15 protein-coding genes are annotated in these 19,526 nt (G+C 73.4%); 9 read left to right on the top strand and 6 right to left on the bottom strand.

The window, feature by feature from the left end:
* Nucleotides 1-32: 32 nt before the first annotated feature.
* The gene (locus ACLBXP_RS22155) at nucleotides 33-1,403 is read right to left on the bottom strand and encodes an FAD/NAD(P)-binding protein (protein ID WP_447669985.1); all 1,371 of its coding nucleotides are present in this window, start codon (nucleotides 1,401-1,403) and stop codon (nucleotides 33-35) included.
* Between the two features lie 187 nt (nucleotides 1,404-1,590).
* Nucleotides 1,591-2,766 (bottom strand): zinc-binding metallopeptidase family protein, encoded by a 1,176-nt coding sequence (locus ACLBXP_RS22150; RefSeq protein WP_447669984.1) that lies wholly within the window; start codon nucleotides 2,764-2,766, stop codon nucleotides 1,591-1,593.
* 309 nt (nucleotides 2,767-3,075) lie between these two features.
* Between ACLBXP_RS22150 and ACLBXP_RS22145 the strand changes: the two genes are divergently transcribed.
* From ACLBXP_RS22145 to ACLBXP_RS22135, 3 genes are read left to right on the top strand one after another with little or no spacing between them, the layout of a single operon-like run.
* Nucleotides 3,076-6,348, top strand: coding sequence for a transglutaminase family protein (locus ACLBXP_RS22145; RefSeq protein ID WP_447669983.1), 3,273 nt, complete (start codon nucleotides 3,076-3,078; stop codon nucleotides 6,346-6,348).
* Between the two features lie 2 nt (nucleotides 6,349-6,350).
* Nucleotides 6,351-8,861 (top strand): circularly permuted type 2 ATP-grasp protein, encoded by a 2,511-nt coding sequence (locus ACLBXP_RS22140; RefSeq protein ID WP_447670004.1) that lies wholly within the window; start codon nucleotides 6,351-6,353, stop codon nucleotides 8,859-8,861.
* A complete protein-coding gene (locus tag ACLBXP_RS22135) occupies nucleotides 8,858-9,757 on the top strand; it encodes a transglutaminase family protein (protein WP_447669982.1) in 900 nt (299 codons plus the stop codon). Before ACLBXP_RS22140 ends, ACLBXP_RS22135 begins: the two co-directional genes overlap by 4 nt.
* A gap of 3 nt (nucleotides 9,758-9,760) precedes the next feature.
* On the opposite strand, the gene ACLBXP_RS22130 is transcribed toward ACLBXP_RS22135, so the two are convergent.
* The gene (locus ACLBXP_RS22130) at nucleotides 9,761-10,117 is read right to left on the bottom strand and encodes a response regulator (RefSeq protein ID WP_447669981.1); all 357 of its coding nucleotides are present in this window, start codon (nucleotides 10,115-10,117) and stop codon (nucleotides 9,761-9,763) included.
* 134 nt (nucleotides 10,118-10,251) lie between these two features.
* Here ACLBXP_RS22130 and ACLBXP_RS22125 point away from each other — a divergent pair, with 134 nt between their 5' ends.
* A complete protein-coding gene (locus ACLBXP_RS22125; RefSeq protein ID WP_447669980.1) occupies nucleotides 10,252-10,428 on the top strand; it encodes a hypothetical protein in 177 nt (58 codons plus the stop codon).
* A gap of 30 nt (nucleotides 10,429-10,458) precedes the next feature.
* Here the strand turns inward: ACLBXP_RS22125 and mntR are convergent, their stop codons facing one another.
* On the bottom strand, nucleotides 10,459-10,905 hold the full coding sequence (mntR, locus tag ACLBXP_RS22120) for a manganese-binding transcriptional regulator MntR (RefSeq protein ID WP_447669979.1): 447 nt from the start codon (nucleotides 10,903-10,905) through the stop codon (nucleotides 10,459-10,461).
* Nucleotides 10,906-11,123: 218 nt separating this feature from the next.
* Between mntR and ACLBXP_RS22115 the strand changes: the two genes are divergently transcribed.
* Nucleotides 11,124-12,431, top strand: coding sequence for an Nramp family divalent metal transporter (locus ACLBXP_RS22115; RefSeq protein WP_447669978.1), 1,308 nt, complete (start codon nucleotides 11,124-11,126; stop codon nucleotides 12,429-12,431).
* 13 nt (nucleotides 12,432-12,444) lie between these two features.
* Here ACLBXP_RS22115 and ACLBXP_RS22110 read toward each other — a convergent pair whose 3' ends face one another.
* Nucleotides 12,445-14,139, bottom strand: coding sequence for a thiamine pyrophosphate-binding protein (locus ACLBXP_RS22110; RefSeq protein ID WP_447669977.1), 1,695 nt, complete (start codon nucleotides 14,137-14,139; stop codon nucleotides 12,445-12,447).
* Nucleotides 14,140-14,223: 84 nt separating this feature from the next.
* Nucleotides 14,224-15,108: a LysR substrate-binding domain-containing protein gene (locus tag ACLBXP_RS22105; RefSeq protein ID WP_447669976.1), complete on the bottom strand. Its 885-nt coding sequence runs from the start codon at nucleotides 15,106-15,108 to the stop codon at nucleotides 14,224-14,226.
* Between the two features lie 272 nt (nucleotides 15,109-15,380).
* On the opposite strand from ACLBXP_RS22105, the gene ACLBXP_RS22100 reads away from it, so the two are divergent.
* The 4 genes from ACLBXP_RS22100 (at nucleotide 15,381) to sdhA (ending at nucleotide 19,503) form a co-directional block, all read left to right on the top strand.
* Entirely contained in the window at nucleotides 15,381-16,697 is a 1,317-nt protein-coding gene (locus tag ACLBXP_RS22100; protein ID WP_447669975.1) for an SLC13 family permease, read from the top strand.
* Between the two features lie 133 nt (nucleotides 16,698-16,830).
* Nucleotides 16,831-17,232, top strand: a complete 402-nt coding sequence (gene sdhC, locus ACLBXP_RS22095) for a succinate dehydrogenase, cytochrome b556 subunit (RefSeq protein WP_447669974.1) — start codon at nucleotides 16,831-16,833, stop codon at nucleotides 17,230-17,232.
* A 14-nt stretch (nucleotides 17,233-17,246) separates the two neighbouring features.
* The gene (gene sdhD, locus ACLBXP_RS22090; protein ID WP_447669973.1) at nucleotides 17,247-17,660 is read left to right on the top strand and encodes a succinate dehydrogenase, hydrophobic membrane anchor protein; all 414 of its coding nucleotides are present in this window, start codon (nucleotides 17,247-17,249) and stop codon (nucleotides 17,658-17,660) included.
* A 25-nt stretch (nucleotides 17,661-17,685) separates the two neighbouring features.
* Nucleotides 17,686-19,503, top strand: a complete 1,818-nt coding sequence (gene sdhA / locus ACLBXP_RS22085) for a succinate dehydrogenase flavoprotein subunit (protein WP_447669972.1) — start codon at nucleotides 17,686-17,688, stop codon at nucleotides 19,501-19,503.
* Nucleotides 19,504-19,526: the final 23 nt, after the last annotated feature.

The raw sequence follows: 19,526 nt of genomic DNA, 5'->3' as shown, positions 1-19,526 counted from the left end.
CCGGCGGAGGCCGGCACGATCCCGCCTTCCGGTTAATGCGGCCTTAGGGCCGGGTCGGCGGCCACCGCGCGGGCGAGGGCGGCGGCGTCGTTGCGGATGTCGGGCACGGCGGTCGCCTCCCACAGGACCCCGCGCAGCAGCGGGCCGAGGAGCCAGAGCGGCCGCGCCTCTCCGGCCTGCAGCCGGTAGGCCGCGTCGGCGTCGAGGCCGATCCCGAAGGGGCCGGGCCGCACCAGGCCGCGGGCGAGGAGCTGGCCGAGGAGCGGGTCGGTGCTCTCGGCCGCCTGCCCGATGCCCGTGGCGTCCAGGATGCACTGGACGGCGAGGGTCTCGAGGGCCGTGCGGCCGCGGGGACGCAGCGTCACCAGCGCCTCGGCGGGCGCATCCTCGATGGCGACGACGCGCCCGGCCCGCACCGTGAGGCTGCCCCGCGCGATCTCCGCCTCGATGGCGGCGCCGGCCGGCGGGGCGGTGCGGTGGCGGTGCACGTCCCAGAACGGGCGCAGGTGGCGCAGGAACCGCGCCCGCTCGGCGGGCGGCAGGCCCCGCCAGAGCGGGTTCGTCGCCGGGCGCAGGGCGTCGATCACCCCGCGCCAGCCGGTGCCCTGCGCGTCCGCGGCGGCGGCCTCGGCCCGGACCCGGCGCAGCAGCCCCCGCAGCGAGGCGGAGTCCGCCGCGAGGTCGGGCGCCGGCCAGGGGCCCGTCGCCGCGTGCGGATTGGGCAGGAGCCCCCGCCGGGACAGGGCGATCACCGGCCCCGCGAAGCCGTGCCGGCGCAGCGTCGCGACCGCGTCCACCATGGTGAGGCCGGTGCCGAGGATCAGCACCGGCCGGTCGGGATGGAGGCGTCCGAGGGATTCTGCGCGCCAGGGATCGAGCCGGTGGCGGCTCGGCGGGCCGCCCGAGGGCGCGAGGTTGCCGACCGCCAGCACCGCCCCCGCGACCCGGTGGCCCGAGCCGCCCTCGAGCCGAAGGGCGAATCCGTCCGGGGCGGGCGCGAGATCGACGACCGCCTCGTTCACGAGGCGCAGGCGACCCGCGTCGCGCCCGGTGACAGCCTCGGCGAGGAGCTCGGTGAGGTAGCGCCCGTAGAGGCCGCGGGCCGCGAAGGTGCCGGCCGGCGTCGCCCGCACGCCCTCGGTCCCGGGTTCGAGGGCCGCGAGCCAGCCCTCGAAATGGCCGGGCCGGTCGGGGAACGCGCTCATGTTGGCCGCGCGCACGTTAAGGAGGTGGTCCGGGTTGCCGGTGGCGTAGGCGAGCCCGCGCCCGAACCGGTCGGCCCGCTCGCACAGCAGCACCGGCCGGTCCGGGGGCAGGGCGGCGAGGAGCTGGAGCGCCGCCATCGTCCCGCTGAAGCCGGCGCCGATCACGGCGATGGGAAGCGGGCGCGCCTGCGGGTTCACGGAATCGATCTCGGCTCTGGATGGGAGCCCGGAGGGTAGGCGGCGGGCGCCGTGCCCGCAACAAAGGATTGATGCGCCGGATCAATCCTTTAGTGCGATGCAGCGAGTTTGGGAGGATCATCCCCGGCCGCCGCGGGCCGGGGGTGATCCTCCTGCGGGCCACCGCATCGGGAGACGGTCGACGCCCTCAGGCGTTCGGGGCCGCGACCGGGCTGCGCAGGCCGGCGATCACCGCGCGCAGGATCTCGTCGCCGCCGGTCTGCGCGCCGTCGGCCCGCATCGCGTAGATGCGCTCGTGCACGAAGGCGAGCTTGGCGATCACGGCGGGCGTCAGCTTGAACGGGTATAGCGCCGGCTGGCCCATGCTGCGGGAGAGGGAGTTCACCGCGTAGGTCAGGGGCAGCCACGCCTCGATCAGCCGGTCGAGGTCGGGGGTGCGGTGCGGGTCGAAGTCGATGATGACCGGCGCGTCCGGCCCGTGGCGCAGGCGCGGGCGCACGTGCAGCTCGAAGGTCGAGGCGGTCTCGATGGTGTCGACGATGTGGAGGTAGTGCGCCCAGGTCTCGGCGAAGTCCTCCCAGGGGTGGGCGGTGGCGTAGGCCGAGACGTAGGCCTCCTCCCAGCCGGGCGGCGCGCCGTTCGCGTAGTGGCGCTGCAGGGCGCCGGCGTAGTCCGCGCTCTCGTCCCCGAACAGGGACCGGAAGGTCCACAGGCTCGGGTCGTTGCGCACCAGCACGTTCCAGAAATAGTGGCCGATCTCGTGCCGGAAGTGGCCCAGGAGGGTGCGGTAGTACTCGCCGAACAGGAGCCGGCGCCGCTCGCGCTCGACGTCGTCGGCCTCGGCGATGTTGAGGGTGATGAGGCCGTCCTGGTGCCCGGTGAGCACCGGCGGGCCGATCAGGAAGCTCTCCGCCGGATCCACCAGGAAGTCGAAGGCGAGCCCGTCCGCCGCCTCGGCGCGGGTGGCGAGCGGCAGGTCGAGGCGCAGCAGCGAGTAGAACAGGCGATGCTTGGCGGCCTCGATCTGGCGCCAGCGCGTCAGGTTCCAGGGCATCGTCAGGTCCGGCACGAGGCGGTTGTGGCGGCAGGTCGTGCAGAACGGGGAGGGGTGGTCCTCGGGCACCAGCCAGTTGCAGGCCCCGTGCGCGGCATTGGCGCAGAAGCGGTACTTGCGGCCCGGCTGCGCGTAGGCGTGGAAGGTCTGGGCGCCGCCCATCTGCGGGTGGGCGGAGTGGCCCGAGGGCTCCAGGGCGGAGACCTCGTGCACCTCGCAGACGTAGCCGAGGCGCCGCTCGCAGCTCTCGCAGGCCGTGCTCTCGAAGGTCACGGGCTGGTCGCAGGCCTGGCACTGGAAGATCTTCATCGTGGGCCCGGTCCGGCGTCGGGAACGCGGCGGCAGCCCCGGGGCGGCCGCGCGGGACGGTGTTCGTCACGACGCCTCTGGCCACAAGGGCGCTTGGCCGCCAAAGTTCCCGCGGCGGGGACCCGATTGAGAATCGATACCTGCCGGCGCCGGTTCGGCGCCGGGCCCGGACGCAACCACGCCTGGAAACCCACGCACGGAACTTGCTAGGGTCCGGCCGGGAGCGGCCCCGCACGGCGGCCTCAGAACGGCCCCCCCGCGGGCCTCAAGCGCACGCAAGCGCATCCATCAGCCGAGAGCGGAGTGCCCGTGTCGATCAAAGCTGCCCTCCACCACGTCACGCACTACCGGTACGACCGCCCGATCGCCCTCGGCCCCCAGGTGGTGCGTCTGCGCCCGGCCCCCCATGCCCGCACCCGGATCCCGGCCTACGCCCTGAAGGTGAGTCCCGAGAACCACTTCGTGAACTGGCAGCAGGACCCGAGCGGCAACTGGCTCGCCCGCTTCGTCTTCCCGGAGAAGACCGACGCGCTGCGCATCGAGGTCGACCTGACCGCCGACCTGGCGGTGATCAACCCGTTCGACTTCTTCGTGGAGGACTACGCACAGACCCGGCCCTTCGCCTACGCGGAGGACCTGCAGGGCGAGCTCGCGCCCTACCGCGTCACCGACGATGCCGAGGGCCCCGAGATCGACGCCTTCCTGGAGCGCCTGCCGGAGGAGCCCGGCACCGTCCAGTTCCTGGTGGCGCTGAACGGGCTCGTGGCCTCGAAGATCGCCTACGGGGTGCGCATGGAGCCGGGCGTCCAGGCGCCGGCCGAGACCCTGACCCTGGGCAGCGGCTCCTGCCGCGACTCGGCCTGGCTCCTCGTGCAGGTGCTGCGCCGGATCGGCTTCGCGGCCCGCTTCGTCTCCGGCTACCTGATCCAGCTCGTGCCCGACACTACGGCGGTCGACGGGCCGGAGGGCACCAAGACCGACTTCACCGATCTCCACGCCTGGGCCGAGGTGTACCTGCCGGGCGCCGGCTGGATCGGCCTCGACGCCACCTCGGGGCTCCTCTGCGGCGAAGGGCACATCCCGCTCGCCGCCACGCCCCACTACCACTCCGCCGCGCCGATCTCGGGGCTCGCCGAGCCCGCGAAGGTCGAGTTCGGCTTCGAGATGACCGTGACCCGCGTGGCGGAGTCGCCGCGCATCACCAAGCCCTTCTCGGACACCGTGTGGACGGCCATGGACGCGCTGGGCGAGCGCGTGGACGCCGACCTCGCCGCGCAGGACGTGCGCCTGACCATGGGGGGCGAGCCGACCTTCGTGTCGGTGGACGATTTCGAGGCCCCCGAGTGGAACGCCGCCGCGGTGGGGCCGACGAAGCGCGGCCTCGCCGACCAGCTGATCCGCCGCCTGCGGACCCGCTTCGGGCCGGGCGGCATGCTGCATTACGGGCAGGGCAAGTGGTACCCCGGGGAGAGCCTGCCGCGCTGGGCCTTCGCCCTCTACTGGCGCCGGGACGGGAAGCCGATCTGGCAGGATCCCGCCCTCATCGCCGCCGAGACGGGGCCGCGGGAGGCCGGAATCGGGCAGGCCGAGGCGCTGATCGGAGCGCTCGCCCGCCGCCTCGGCCTCGCCGACTACGTGATGCCGGCCTACGAGGACCCGCAATACTGGGAGGAGCGCGAGGCGGAGCTGCCCGTCAACGTCACCACCGACAACCCGGAACTCGCCAATGCCGAGACCGCCGCCCGCATGAGGCGGGTGTTCGCGCGGGGCCTCGGCGCGCCCGCCGGCTACGTCCTGCCCCTCGCGAGCCTCGCCACGGGCCGCGACGGCGGGGGCGACGAGCGGCGCTGGATCTCCGAGGCCTGGACCTTCCGGCGCGGTGCCGCCCTCCTGACGCCGGGCGACTCGCCCCTCGGCTTCCGCCTGCCGCTGTCGAGCCTGCCCCACGTGCCGCCGGAGCACTACCCCTACTACCAGCCGCAGGACCCGCTGGAGGCCCGCGAGCCCCTGCCCGAGGGCCATCCCGGCCGGCACACGCCGAACGGCTCCGGCGTCACCGGCGTCGCGGTGCGCACGGCGCTCGCCGTGGAGCCCCGGGACGGGATCCTGCACGTCTTCATGCCGCCCCTGCAGCGGGCCGACGAATACCTCGCCCTCGTCGGGCACCTGGAGGCCGCCGCGGCCGAGACCGGCCAGGCGGTCCACGTCGAGGGCTACGAGCCGCCCTTCGATCCGCGGCTCAACGTCATCAAGGTCACCCCCGACCCCGGCGTGATCGAGGTGAACGTGCATCCGGCCAAGACCTGGCGGGAGGCGGTCGCCATCACGAGCGACCTCTACGCCGACGCCCGCGAGACCCGGCTCGGCGCCCAGAAGTTCATGACCGACGGGCGCCACACCGGCACGGGCGGGGGCAACCACGTGGTGCTCGGCGGCGTCACGCCGGACGATTCCCCCTTCCTGCGCCGCCCCGACCTCCTCAAGAGCCTAGTGCTGTACTGGCAGCGCCATCCCTCGCTGTCCTACCTGTTCTCGGGCCTCTACATCGGCCCGACGAGCCAGGCGCCTCGCATGGACGAGGCGCGCCACGACGGGCTCTACGAGCTCGAGATCGCGCTGGCGCAGATTCCGGCGCCGGACGCCCCGAACATCCCCCGCTGGCTCGTCGACCGGATCTTCCGCAACATCCTCGTCGACGTCACCGGCAACACGCACCGGGCCGAGATCTGCATCGACAAGCTCTACTCGCCGGACGGGCCCACCGGCCGCCTCGGCCTCCTCGAGTTCCGCGGCTTCGAGATGCCGCCGGACCCGCGCATGAGCCTCGCCCAGCAGCTCCTGCTGCGCGCCCTCGTCGCGTGGCTGTGGCGCGAGCCGCAGGCCGGCCCATGTGTCCGCTGGGGCACGGCGCTGCACGATCGCTTCATGCTCCCGCATTTCCTCTGGGCGGATTTCCTCGGAGTGCTGGAAGACCTTGGCCGGGCAGGCTACGCTTTCGACCCGAAGGCCTTCGAGGCGCAGCGGGAATTCCGCTTCCCCGCCTTCGGGCAGGTCGAGCACGGGGGCGTCGGCCTGGAGCTGCGCCAGGCGCTGGAGCCGTGGCACGTGCTCGGCGAGGAGGGGACGAGCGGTGGCACGGTGCGCTACGTCGACAGCTCGGTGGAGCGCCTGCAGGTCCGGGTCACGGGCTTCGTGCCCGGGCGGCACGTCATCGCCTGCAACGGCCGGCGGCTTCCCATGACGGGCACCGGCACGGCGGGCGAGGCGGTGGCGGGCCTCCGCTTCAAGGCCTGGCAGCCGGCCTCGTCGCTGCACCCGACGATCCCCGCGCACGCGCCCCTGACGATCGACATCCTCGACGCCTGGAGCGGCCGCGCCCTCGGCGGCTGCCGCTACCACGTCGCCCATCCGGGCGGGCGCAACTACGAGACCTTCCCGGTCAACACCTACGAGGCCGAGGGCCGCCGCCTCGCCCGGTTCCAGCCGCACGGCCACACCCCGGGCCGGGTCGAGATGCCCCGCGAGGAGGCGAGCGCCGAATTCCCCCTCACCCTCGACCTGCGAACGCCGGCGCCCCGATGAGGATGCCGGGCGGCGACGGGGAGGGCGCGCCCGATCGGCTCGCCCGCTGGACGGCCGCGTACCGGCCGCTCCCCGGGCTGCCCGACGAGTTCCTGCGCGGGGACGGCACCCGGCGCCACGCCTGGACCCGCTACGTCGACCGGCTCGGCCGCCTCGACGAGGCGGAGGTCATGGCCCGCTTCGTCTCGGCCGAGCGGCACATCCGCGACGCCGGCATCTCCTACCGGGTGCACGGCGACCAGCGCGAGCACGCCTGGCCGCTGAGCTCGCTGCCCCTCGTCGTGGAGGCGGCCGAGTGGCGCGAGCTGAGCGAGGGCCTCGTGCAGCGCGCCGAGCTGATGGAGGCGATCCTCGCCGACGTCTACGGGCCCGGCCACCTCGTGGCGGAGGGCCTCCTGCCCGCCGCCGTGGTTGCGGGCAGCCCCGAGTTCCTGCGCCCCCTGCACGGGGTCGCCCCGCCCGGCGGCCGCTACCTGAAGCTCTACGCCGCCGATATCGGCCGGGATGCGGACGGGCGCTGGCAGGTGCTCGCCGACCGCACCCAGGCGCCGTCCGGCCTCGGCTTCGCCCTGGAGAACCGGATGGTGCTGACCCGCGCCTTCCCGGACTTCTTCCAGGAGCTGCACGTCGAGCGCCTCCAGGCCTTCTTCCGGAGCTTCCGGGAGAGCCTCGCGGCCGGCGCCGAGCGCACGGATCCGCGCATCTGCCTGCTCACCTCGGGGCCCTACAGCTCCACCTACGTCGAGCAGGCGGCGCTCGCCCGCTACCTCGGCCTGATGCTGGTGGAGGGCGACGACCTCGTGATGCGCGAGGGACGGCTGCAGGTCCGCACCGTCTCGGGGCTGAAGCGCGCCGACGCCCTCTGGCGGCGCATCGACGCCGACTACCTCGACCCGCTGGAGCTGAACCCGGCTTCCCGCCTCGGCATCCCGGGCGTGATCGAGGCCCTGCGCAACGGCAGCCTCGTGATGGCCAACATGCCGGGCTCCGGCATGGTCGAGTCCGCGGCCCTCGCGCCCTACCTCGACGGGATCGGCCGCCGGCTCCTCGGCGAGAGCCTTCGCCTGCGTTCCCCCCGCGCCTGGTGGTGCGGCGACCCGGCCGGGCTCGCCCACGTGCGCGACCACCTCGACGCCCTGACGCTCCGCCCCGCCGCCACCCCGCAGCGCGGGGCCGGGCGCGACGCGATCCTCGGCCCCCACGCCCTCGCGGCCGACCGCGCGCGCGTGGTGGCGGCGCTGCGCGACCGGCCCTTCGACTACGTGGGCCAGGAGCCCGCCCCGCTCTCGACCATGCCGGGCTGGGAGCGCACCGCCGCGGGCCTGCGCCTCGTGCCACGCCCCTTCGCGCTCCGGGTCTTCGCGGCCCACACCGCGCAGGGCTGGCGGGTGATGCCCGGCGGCTTCTGCCGCATCTCCGAGCGGCCCGAGGTCGACCCGAGCGAGATGCGCCTCGGCATCCGCTCGGCCGACGTCTGGGTGCTGTCCGAGACGCCCGTCGACACGCCCACCCTGCTCTCGCAGGTGCCCCCCAGGGTCCGCCGCATCGCCGGGCACCTGCCCTCGCGGGCCGCCGACAGCCTGTTCTGGTTCGGGCGCTACCTGGAGCGGGCCGAGGCGGTGCTGCGCCTCGTGGTGGCGCATCTCGGCAGCCCCGGCGGCGCGGTGGTCACGGACATCCCCGGCGACAGCGCGACGCCGGCCGCCCGGCGGATCCGCGCCCTGCTGCACGAGTGGGGCGCCGCACGGGCCGCCGACCTGCCCACCGCGGCGCTGGCGCTCGAGGCGCTGGCGGGCCGCGAGGCGCCGGGCTCGGCGCGCGCGCATGTCCAGTCGGCGCGCAAGAACGCGTCCAGCCTGCGCGCCCGCCTGTCCGGCGAGGCCTGGCGCGTGCTCGCCGACCTCACCGAGCTCCTCGCCCTCGACGGGACCCGCGACTACGCCGAGTCGCAGCTCCTCGGGCGGGCGGAGCGGGCGCTGAGCCACCTCGCGGCGCTCGCCGGCCTGATTCAGGAGAACATGAGCCGGGCCGCGGGCTGGCACTTCGCCGACCTCGGGCGCCGCATCGAGCGGGCGATCAACACCACCTCCCTCGCCATGGCCTTCGCGGGCGACGATGCCCGGGCCGACGACCTCGGCGTGATGCTGGCGCTGAGCGACTCGCAGGTGGCCTACGGGGGCCGCTACATGCAGGGCGTCGCCCTGGAGCCGGTGCGGGACATGGTGCTCCTCGATCCCTTCAACCCCCGCTCCGTCGCCTTCCAGATGGAGGCGGTCGCGCGCCACCTCGCCGAGCTGCCCGCGCTCTCCGCCGACGGCATCCCGGAGCCGCACCGGCGCCTCGCCGCCCGGGTCGCCGCCGAGTTCGAGAGCGGCGAGGCGGCCGATTTCGACGACGTCGCCATGGCCCGGCTCGAGAGCGAGCTCGAGCGCCTCGCCGACGCCGTGGCGATCCGCTACTTCGCCAGCGGCCCGCAGGCCCTGCGCCCCGAGAAGCTCCTGGGGCTGGCATGATCTACGCCCTGCGCCACCTCACCACCTACCGCTACGGCCGGCCGGCGCGCTTCGCCCGCTGCTCCCTGCGCCTCGCGCCGCGGGACGAGGCGGGCCAGACGGTGCTGGAGCACGCGCTGACCCTCGGCCCCGCCCCGCGCACGGATGTCAGCCGGAGCGACTTCTTCGGCATCGAGACGCGGGCGATCACCATCGACGCGCTCCACACGGAGTTCCACGTGGAGGCCCTGTCGCGGGTGCTGGTGGCGCGCGAGGCGCCCCCGCCCCCGGAAGCCGGCGAGGCCTGGGAGAGCGTGCGCGACCGCGCGGCGGTCGACCGGGCCTTCGGGCCGAGGGGGCCCGTCCACTTCCTGTTCCCGAGCGCCCGCGTTCCCCTCCTGCCGGCGGTGGCCGACTACGCCCGGCCGAGCTTCCGGCCCGGCCGGAGCGCCTACGGGGCCGCGCTCGACCTGATGCACCGCATCCGGACGGATTTCCGCTTCGACGCCAAGGCGACCACGGTCGCGACGCCGATGCCCGAGGCCTTCGCCCTGCGGGCCGGCGTCTGCCAGGATTTCGCCCACGTGATGATCGCGGCCCTGCGCGGCCTCGGGCTGCCGGCGGCCTACGTCAGCGGATACCTCCGGACCCTGCCGCCGCCCGGGCAGCCGCGGCTGCGCGGGGCGGATGCGAGCCATGCCTGGGTCTCGGTCTGGTGCGGCGACGCGTGGCGGGACCTCGACCCGACGAACGACGTGGCCGTGCGCGACGACCACATCGTGGTGGCCCGCGGGCGCGACTACGGCGACGTCGCCCCCATCGACGGGATCGTCACCGCCTCGGGCTCGCAGCGTCTCAAGGTGGAGGTCGACGTCGTCCCCGAGGACGAGCCGGTGCCGGTCGCGCTCTCGGCCTGAGCTTCAGCCGAACAGCAGGTCGGCGATCCGGGCCGCCTCCACGGGCTTCTCGCAGTGGCGCACGTCCGCGTAGCGGGCCGGGATGGTGCTGCGCTCGTAGCCCGTGGCGAAGAGGAAGGGCACCCCGCGCTCCCGGAGCCGGTCGGCCACCGGGTAGGCCATCACGTCGCGCAGGTTGATGTCGAGCACCGCGCCGTCGATCCGCGGCGTCTCGGCGATCAGGGCGAGCGCAGTGTCGACGCTCCCCACCGGCCCGAGCACCTCGGCGCCGCGCTCCTCGAGGGCGCGGCGCATGTCGTCCGCGATGAAGTACTCGTCCTCCACCAGCAGCACGCGACGCCCGGCCAACGCGTTCGGCATGGTCCTCTCCGCTCTCGCCGAGGGCCCGAAGTCTCGCCGAGGGCCCGAAGTCTCGCCGAGGGCCTGGATCGGCGCCTGAGCCCGACGCCCCGCGGCCCTCGCAGCAGGGTTCGGCCCGGATGCGCCATCCTAGCATGGTCGAGACGCCGGGGCGCCCGATGGGCGTGATGCCGAGCCCCGCCGACCTCGTCGCCGTCACCCGCATCGTGCGGACCTGTCGCTCCATCGGCCCGCAGGACCGCATCCTCTCGGTGCTGCCCGCGGAGGTGCCCGTGGGCGCGGGTCGGGCGACTTGGACCGGACCCCGGTGAGCCCTGCCGGTGAGCCCTACCCGGTGAGCCCTACCCTTCGGCGAAGCGCCGGAAGGCCTCCAGGGTCTCGCCGCTGACGTGGTGCTCGATGCCCTCCGCGTCGCGGCGGGCCGTCTCGGGGCTGACGCCGAGGGCGCAGAGGAAGCGCTCGACGATGCGATGGCGCTCGCGGGCCTGCTCGGCCAGCACCCGGCCGGCCTCGGTGAGGAACACGCCCCGATAGGGGCGCTGCTGCACGAACCCTTCCTCGGCGAGGCGCTTCAGCATCTTGGCCACCGTCGGCTGGGCGACGCCGAGGCGGGCCGCGATGTCGACCTGGCGGGCCTCGCCGCCGTCGCCGATCAGGTCGGCGATCAGCTCCACGTAGTCCTCGACGAGTTCCAGGCGGCGGGCCTCCCGGGCCTGCCGGAAGCTCTCGACATGCACCTCGGGATCGATCAGCGCGGGCTCCGGAGCCGGCCGTGACGGGTCCTGCATGGTGCCGGCTGCCTCCCTGGGACGTCGCGCGGGGGACGCGTCGCGGCCCGCGCGTCCCTCTCACTCCCTCTCTAGCAAACCAGCGGGGCCGGAGGGGAGTCCCGCCAAGCCGATTCAGCAGACCCCTTGATCTTGAGCCGATGCGCATGATTATAGCAGATGCTATAAAAGGGATGCCGCCTGCGGCACGCGCGACGATGACACGGGGACCGACGACGATGGCCGAAGGACCGGCGCGCGACGCGCTGAGCCGCCGCACGGAGCAGGAGATCCGCGCGGTGCTGGACGGCCGCCATTCCGGCCGCGGACGCTTCCTGCTGTTCACGGGACCGGCCGTGATGGCCTCGATCGCCTACATGGACCCCGGCAACTTCGCCACGAACATCCAGGCGGGCGCGAAGTACGGCTACACCCTGCTCTGGGTGGTGCTGATGGCGAACCTCGTCGCCATGCTGTTCCAGGCGCTCTCGGCCAAGCTCGGCATCGTGACGAACCGGAACCTCGCCGAGCTCTGCCGCGAGGAGTTTCCCCGCCCCGCCCGGCTCGGGATGTGGGCGGTGAGCGAGCTCGCCGCCATGGCGACCGACCTCGCGGAGTTCCTGGGCGGCGCCATCGGGCTGGCGCTGCTCACCGGCATGCCGCTCTTCGCCGGCATGGTGGTGACCGCGATCGTCACCTACGCGATCCTGATCCTGGAGCAGGGCGGCTTCCGGCGCATGGAGATCGTCATCGGCGCGATGGTGGCCACCATCGGGCTCTGCTACGCGATCGAGCTGTTCATCGCCCCGATCGCCTGGAAGGAGGCCGCGACGGGCCTCGTGACGCCGCGCATCCCCGACGCCGAGGCGCTGATCATCGCGGTCGGCATCATCGGCGCCACCGTGATGCCGCACGCGCTGTTCCTGCATTCGGGCCTGACGCAGGGGCGGGCGCCCGCCCGCGACGAGGCCGACCGGCGCCGCCTCGTGCGCTACTCGAACCGCGAGGTGGTGGTGGCGCTGGCGCTCGCCGGCGGCGTGAACATGGCCATGGTGATCATGGCGGCCTCGGCCTTCCACCTCGGCCACAGCGACGTGGCCGAGATCGCCCAGGCCTACCACACCCTCACGCCGCTCCTCGGCTCGGCGGCGGCGGGCGCCTTCCTGGTCTCGCTGATCGCCTCCGGGGTCTCCTCCTCGGTGGTCGGCACCATGGCGGGGCAGATCGTGATGCAGGGCTTCCTCGGCTGGCGCATCCCGCTCTGGGTCCGCCGCCTCGTCACCATGGTGCCGGCCTTCATCGTGATCGCGATGGGCGTCGACCCGACCCGGGCGCTGGTGCTCTCGCAGGTGGTGCTGTCGCTGGCGCTGCCCGTGCCGATGATCGCCCTGGTGCTGTTCACGCGCCGGCGCGACCTGATGGGGCCCTTCGCCAACGGCCGCCTGACCCAGGTCGCCGCGGTGGCGGGCGCCGCGGTGGTGCTCGCGCTGAACTGCGTGCTGCTCGCCCAGGCCTTCGGGCTGCCGATACCGGGGCTCGCGGAGTGAGCGGGACCGCGGCTCAGCCGTAGGTCGCGCTCACCGGCACCTCCACAAGGTTCGGCTTGCCGGAGCGGATCCCGGCCTCGATCGCCCCCGCGATGTCGGAGGCCCGCTCGACGCGGCGGGCCGGCACGCCCATGGACGCGGCGAGGGCGAGGAAGTCGATGCGCGGGTCGGTGAGGTCCATGGCGATGAAGCGGTTCGCGCGCACCGAGGCGTAGTGGGTCTGCGAGCGCATGTAGCGCTTGAGGATGTTGTACTCGGCGTTGTTGATGACCACGAAGGTCACCGGCAGCCCCTCGTGGGCGGCGCTCCACAGCCCCTGGGGCGAGTACATCGCCGCCCCGTCGCCGACGACGCAGACCACCGGCTCGCGGTCGAGGCCGAGGGAGAAGCCGACGGCGGCCGGCATGCCCCAGCCGAGCACGCCGCCGCGGATCGAGGCGTACTGGCGCGTCCAGGTGCTGTCCAGGAAGGTGCGCAGGTGCCCGAGGGTCGCGGGCGCCTCGTCGACGATGGCGGTGCGGGCGCCCACCGCCCGGGCGATCTCGCGGGCGGCCACGAGCGGCGCGGTGACGGGGGCCCCGGCCTCGGCCTCGGCCGCCGCGAAGAGTTTGGCGCGGCGCGCGTCCCGGGCGGCCGCGGCGCGCGTCCGCTCGGCGGCGTAATCGGCGGCGCGGGACGCGATCCGGGCCTCGACGAGGGGCAGCAGCACGGCGAGCGAGGCCCGGATGTCGCCCACCGTCGAGAGCTGCGTCACGTAGGTGCGGCCGAGGTCGCGCACGTCCGCCGAGAGCTGGTAGACCTGCGTGCCCGCCGGCACCGCCGAGCCCTCGGTGTAGAGCACGGTGATGAGCGACTTGCCGCCCAGCGCGAAGACCGCGTCGTAACCCCCGAGGATCTCGGCGATATCGGTAGCCCGCGTCGGCAGGTTCCCGGCCCAGAGCGGGTGGGCGGTGGGGAAGGGGATGTGGGCCGGCCAGGACGAGCCGTAGACCGGGGCGGCCAGCGCGTCGGCCAGCCGCACGGCCTCCGCCGAGGCGTCGCTGGTCTCGATCTCGTCGCCCGCGATCAGGGCGAGGCGGCCGGGCGGGACCGCGGCGAGGTGGTCGGCCAGCCGGTCGAGGGAGCCCGCCACCGCGCAGCGGTCGATGGTCGAGACGCCGCCGGGGGCGGCGTCGGTCATCTCCTCCATCACGTCCATGGGCAGGGACAGGAAGACGGGGCCGGAGGGCGCCGCGCTGCAATCGTGGAAGGCCCGGCGCAGGAGGATCGGCAGCTGGTCGGCATGGGTCACCTCGCGGGCCCACTTCACGGTGGGGCCCGCGATGGTCACGAGGTCGCCGAACAGCAGCGGGTCGGTGATGAAGTGGCGGGAATCCTGCTGGCCCGCGGTGACCACGAGGGGCGTGCCGGCGATCTGGGCGTTGAGCAGGTTGCCCATGCCGTGGCCGAGGCCGCCGGCCGTGTGCAGGTTGAGGAAGCCCGGCCGGCGCGCCCCTTGCGCGTAGCCGTCCGCCATCGCGACCGCGCTCGCCTCCTGCAGGGCGAGCACGTAGGCGATGTCCGGCGCGTCGGTGAGCGCGTCGATCAGGGGTAGTTCGGTGGTGCCGGGGTTGCCGAAGATGTAGCGCACGCCCTCGGAGCGCAGCACTTCCAGCAGCACCTCCGCGCCCCGGCGCGCGCCCAGCGTCTCGACGGTTGCGATCGACATCGGCTGGGCTCCTCGTTGCTGGCGCGACCCCGCGAGGCTACGCCTCCGGGGCCCGGTCGCAAGCCGCGCGCCGCGCTGCGTGCCTCACGCCCGCAGGTGCGCCACGAAGGCCTGCGCGAAGGCCGGCAGGCGGTCCAGCGCCCGCAGGCACAGGGTGAGGTCGCGCACCGCCCAGGGGTCGGTGAGGGGCACCACCGCGATGGCCATGCCCCGGGCGGCGCGGCGCGCCGTCGTCTCGGGCACGATGCCGAGGCCGACGCGGCACTCCACGAGGCGGCAGACGGCGTCGAAGCCGCGCAGCTGCACCCGCAGGCGCATCGGCCGGCCGATGCGGGCGGCCCGGTCGGCCAGGAAGCGGGTGATCGCGCTCGCCCGGTCGAGGCCGACCATGTCGTGGTTCAGCACCTCCGCGAAGGAGGCGCTCTCGCGCCAGGCGAGGGGATGGCCGTGGGCGGCCACCAGCACGAAGCGGTCCTGCCGGAACGGGTAGGTCTCGAGGCTGCCGGTGTCGACGGTGCCGGACAGGATGCCGAGGTCGGCCGCGCCCTCGGCCACGAGCCCGACGATCTCGTCCGAGGTGTGCTCGTCGATGTCGACGCTGACGCCGGGATGGCTCGCGAGGTAGAGGCTCAGGGCCTCGGGCAGGAACTCGGTGAGGGCGTTGGTGTTCGCGAGCACCCGGATCTGCCCCACCGTGCCGCCCGAGAAGGCGGAGAGCTCCCCCTGCATGCGGTCGATGTCGGCCATGAGCGCGCGGGCATGGGCGAGGAGCGCCCGCCCCGCCGGGGTCGGGGTGACGCCCTGGCGGCTGCGGGTGAGGAGCGCCGCCCCGAGGGATTCCTCGAGCCCCCGGATCCGGGTCGAGGCGGCGGCGAGCGCGAGGTTCGCCCGCGCGGCCCCGTGGGTGATCGAGCCCGCCTCCACCACGTGGCGGAACAGGGCGAGGTCGATGAGGTCGAAGCGCATCATGGCAGGTGGCCGTGGCTTGCGGGAAAACGAAGGTTCGGCGCGGGATGAGGCCGCTCAGGCTGGAATGAGCGACCACGGCGGCTCCGGATTCCAGGTTCGCCTTCGGCGCACGGGAATGACGGGATTGCACGGGAGACCGTCGCATCGTCCGATGGCGCTCGGCTTCTCATCCCTCATCCTTCGCCTGACGCGAAGGCTCCGTCAACGGATCCCGAATTGCGGTCTGGAGCCGTTCCAGAAAGGATCGCGCCGGAACGGGGAGGGCCAGAGCCGTGCCGGTGCAGGGTCTCATCAGCGGGGAGGGGGTGGTGGTCGCCACCGCGGTCCTGCTCGTGCTCTGCATGGGGCTGTGGGCGACGGCGCTGCTGGCCGAGATCGTCACGGCGCTCCTGTTCTTCGCGCTGGCCATGCTGCTCGGGCTCGGGCCCGCCGGGACGGTGTTCTCGGGCTTCGCCTCCCAGGCGTTCTGGCTCGTCGCCGCCGGCATGGTGGTGGCGCACGCCATGAGCCGCACCGGCCTCGGGGCGCGGCTCGCCCGCTCGCTCAGCGCCCGCCTGTCCGGTTCCTACGGGCGCTTCATCGCGGGGCTGGCGCTGCTGTCCTTCGCCCTCGCCTTCGTGATGCCCTCGAACATCGGCCGCGTCGCGGTGATGATCCCGGTGGTGCTGGCGCTCTGCGACGCCTTCGGGCTGGAGCCCGGCCGGCCCGGACGGACCGGGGCGGTGCTGGTGGTCGGGGTCGCGACGCCGATCCTGTCGGCCGCGATCCTGCCCGCCAACGTCCCGAACCTCGTGATGGCCGGCGCCGCGGAGCGGCAGTACGGCCTGCACCTTGCCTACCTGCCCTATCTCTGGCTGCACGCCCCCGTGCTCGCCGGCGTGAAGGGCTGCCTCCTCGTGCTCCTCACCCTGCGGATCTTCCCCGACCGGATCGAGCCGCACGGGGCGCCGGCTCCGCTGCCGCCCTTCACGGCGCCCGAGCGGCGCCTCGCGCTCATCCTCGGCGCGACCCTGGCCCTGTGGATCACGGACGGGTGGCATCACATCGCTCCGGCCTGGATCGGCCTCGCGGCGGCGGTCGTCTGCCTGATGCCCCGCATCGGGGTGCTCGCCCCGGAGGCCTTCGGGCAGGTCAACCTGCGCACCTCGTTCTACGTGGCGGCCCTGCTCGGGCTCGTCGCCCTCGTGGACGAGAGCGGCCTCGGCGCCCGGCTCGGCCACGCGCTGCTGGCCGTCGCGCCCCTGGAGCCCGGGGCCGAGGCCCGCAACTTCGGCGTCCTGACGCTCCTCGCCACGGCGCTGGCGGGCGTCGCCACCGCGAACGGCGCGCCCGCGCTCTACACGGCGCTCGCCGAGGAGATGAGCCGCGCCACCGGCTTCGACCTGATGAGCGTGGTGATGATCCAGGTGGTCGGCTACTCGACCCTGTTCCTGCCCTACCAGGCGCCGCCCATCGTCATCGCGAGCGATCTCGGCCGGGTGCCGCTCGCCGAGGCGGCCCGGCTGACCCTCGCCTTCGGCCTCGCCTCCCTGCTGGTGGCAGCACCGCTCGACTACCTGTGGTGGAAGCTTCTGGGGAGGCTGCCGTGACAGATGACAGTGGCCGTCAAGTGCGGACGGGCCGACCGCCCCCCCATGCCGCATTGCGGGTTGGCAGCCCGCGCACTAGCGATACCTGACCTTAGAAACAGTTCAGTTCTCAACTGCCGCGAAGGACGCCGCGATGGCCCCAACCGCCAGACCCACCACCGCCCAGCCGCTCTCGCCCCACCTCCAGATCTACCGCTGGACCTGGACGATGGCGATGTCGGTGTTCCACCGCATCACCGGCACGGCGCTCTACGGCGGGTCGGCGCTGGTGGCGATCTGGCTGGTATCGCTCGCCGCGGGGCCGGCCGCCTACGGCTGGACCGCCTGGGCCTTCGGCTCCTGGCTCGGGCGCCTCGTGCTGTTCGTCTACACCTGGATCCTGCTGCACCACATGCTGGGGGGCCTGCGCCACTTCGTGTGGGACTTCGGCGTCGGCCTCGACCGGGAGGCCCGGATGGGCATGTCCCGCGGCACCCTGATCGGCTCGGTGGTGCTCACCGCCGTGATCTGGGCCGCCGCCCTGATCCTGCGCTGAGAGGAGGCGGACCCATGGCCGACAATCGCCAGAACACGAACCTCTCGATCCGCACGCCCCGCGCCCGGGTGCGCGGCCTCGGCGCCTCCGGGCACGGGGCGGGCCACTGGTGGCAGCAGCGCCTCACCGCGGCCGCGAACGCCCCCCTGATGCTCGCCTTCGTGGTGATCATCGCGCTGATGGCAGGCCGCCCCTACCCGGAGGCCGTGGCGCTCGTCGGCCATCCGCTGGTGGCGATCGTGATGATCCTCGCGGTGGTCTCGGTGACCCTCCACATGCGCCTCGGCATGCAGGTCATCATCGAGGACTACGTGCACGACAAGGCGCTGCGCATCGCGGCGCTGTTCGCCAACAATTTCTACGCGGTCGTCGTCGCCGTGGCCTGCCTCTACGCGATCCTGCGCGTGGGCCTCGCCCGCTTCGCCTGACCCGAACCCACGAAGGAGCCGCCGCATGGCCGCCAACGGAACGAACGGGTCGCAGCCCGCCTACACCATCCACGACCACACCTTCGACGTGGTCATCGTCGGGGCGGGCGGCGCCGGCCTGCGCGCCACCGTCGGCTGCAGCCAGGCGGGCCTGCGCACCGCCTGCATCACCAAGGTCTTCCCCACCCGCTCGCACACCGTGGCGGCGCAGGGCGGCATCTCGGCCTCCCTCGGCAACATGGGGCCGGACGACTGGCGCTGGCACATGTACGACACCGTGAAGGGGTCCGACTGGCTCGGCGACCAGGACGCCATCGAGTACCTGGTGCGCAACGCGCCGGCCGCCGTCTACGAGCTGGAGCACTGGGGCGTGCCCTTCTCCCGGACCGAGGAGGGCAAGATCTACCAGCGGCCCTTCGGCGGCATGACCACCGACTACGGCAAGGGCACCGCGCAGCGCACCTGCGCGGCGGCCGACCGCACCGGCCACGCCATGCTCCACACCCTCTACGGGCAGGCGGTGAAGAACCACACCAACTTCTTCATCGAGTACTTCGCCCTCGACCTGATCATGGACGAGGAGGGCCGCTGCCGCGGCGTCATCGCCATCGACCAGGCCACCGGCGAGATCCACCGCTTCCGCGCCCAGATGACGGTGCTGGCCACCGGCGGCTACGGCCGCTCCTACTTCTCGGCCACCTCCGCCCACACCTGCACGGGCGACGGCAACGCCATGGTGCTGCGCGCGGGGCTGCCGCTGCAGGACATGGAGTTCGTGCAGTTCCACCCCACCGGCATCTACGGCGCGGGCTGCCTGATCACGGAGGGGGCCCGCGGCGAGGGCGGCTACCTCACGAACTCCGAGGGCGAGCGCTTCATGGAGCGCTACGCGCCGTCCGCCAAGGACCTCGCATCGCGCGACGTGGTCTCCCGCTCGATGACCATGGAGATCCGGGCCGGCCGCGGCGTCGGCAAGGGCGGCGACCACATCTTCCTGCACCTCGACCACCTCGACCCCAAGATCCTGCACGAGCGCCTGCCGGGCATCTCGGAATCGGCCAAGATCTTCGCGGGGGTCGACGTCACGAAGGAGCCGATCCCGGTGCTGCCGACCGTGCACTACAACATGGGCGGCATCCCCACGAACTATCACGGGGAGGTGCTGACCCTGCGCGACGGCAACCCCGACACCGTGGTGCCGGGCCTGATGGCGATCGGCGAGGCGGCCTGCGTCTCGGTACACGGAGCGAACCGCCTCGGCTCGAACTCGCTGATCGACCTCGTGGTGTTCGGGCGCGCCTCGGGCCTGCGCTGCGCCGAGATCGTCGAGCCGAACGGCCGCCAGATGGACCTGCCGAAGGACTCCGCCGACAAGGCGCTCGCTCGCCTCGACCGCTTCCGCTACGCGAACGGCAGCACGCCGACCGCGGAGCTGCGCCTCGAGATGCAGAAGACCATGCAGAACAACTGCGCGGTCTTCCGCACCGGCGAGGTGCTGGAGGAGGGCAAGGGCCTGATCCACAAGGTCTGGCACGCGGCCGCCGACATCCGCATCACCGACCGCTCGCTCGTGTGGAACACGGACCTCCTGGAGACGCTGGAGTTCGACAACCTGATCGGCCAGGCGGTGGTGACCATGGAATCGGCCGCCAACCGCAAGGAGAGCCGCGGCGCGCACGCCCGCGAGGACTTCCCCGACCGCGACGACAAGGAGTGGATGAAGCACACCCTCTCCTGGCTCGACACCCAGGGCCACCAGGTCAGCATCGATTACCGGCCGGTGCACACCTACACGATGTCGAACGAGATCCAGTACATCGAGCCGAAGGCGCGCGTGTACTGAGATCTCGGCGCTGCGGGCGGAGC

The organism is Methylobacterium sp. A54F (assembly GCF_053346035.1).
This window is presented reverse-complemented; position numbering and strand designations above follow the sequence as displayed.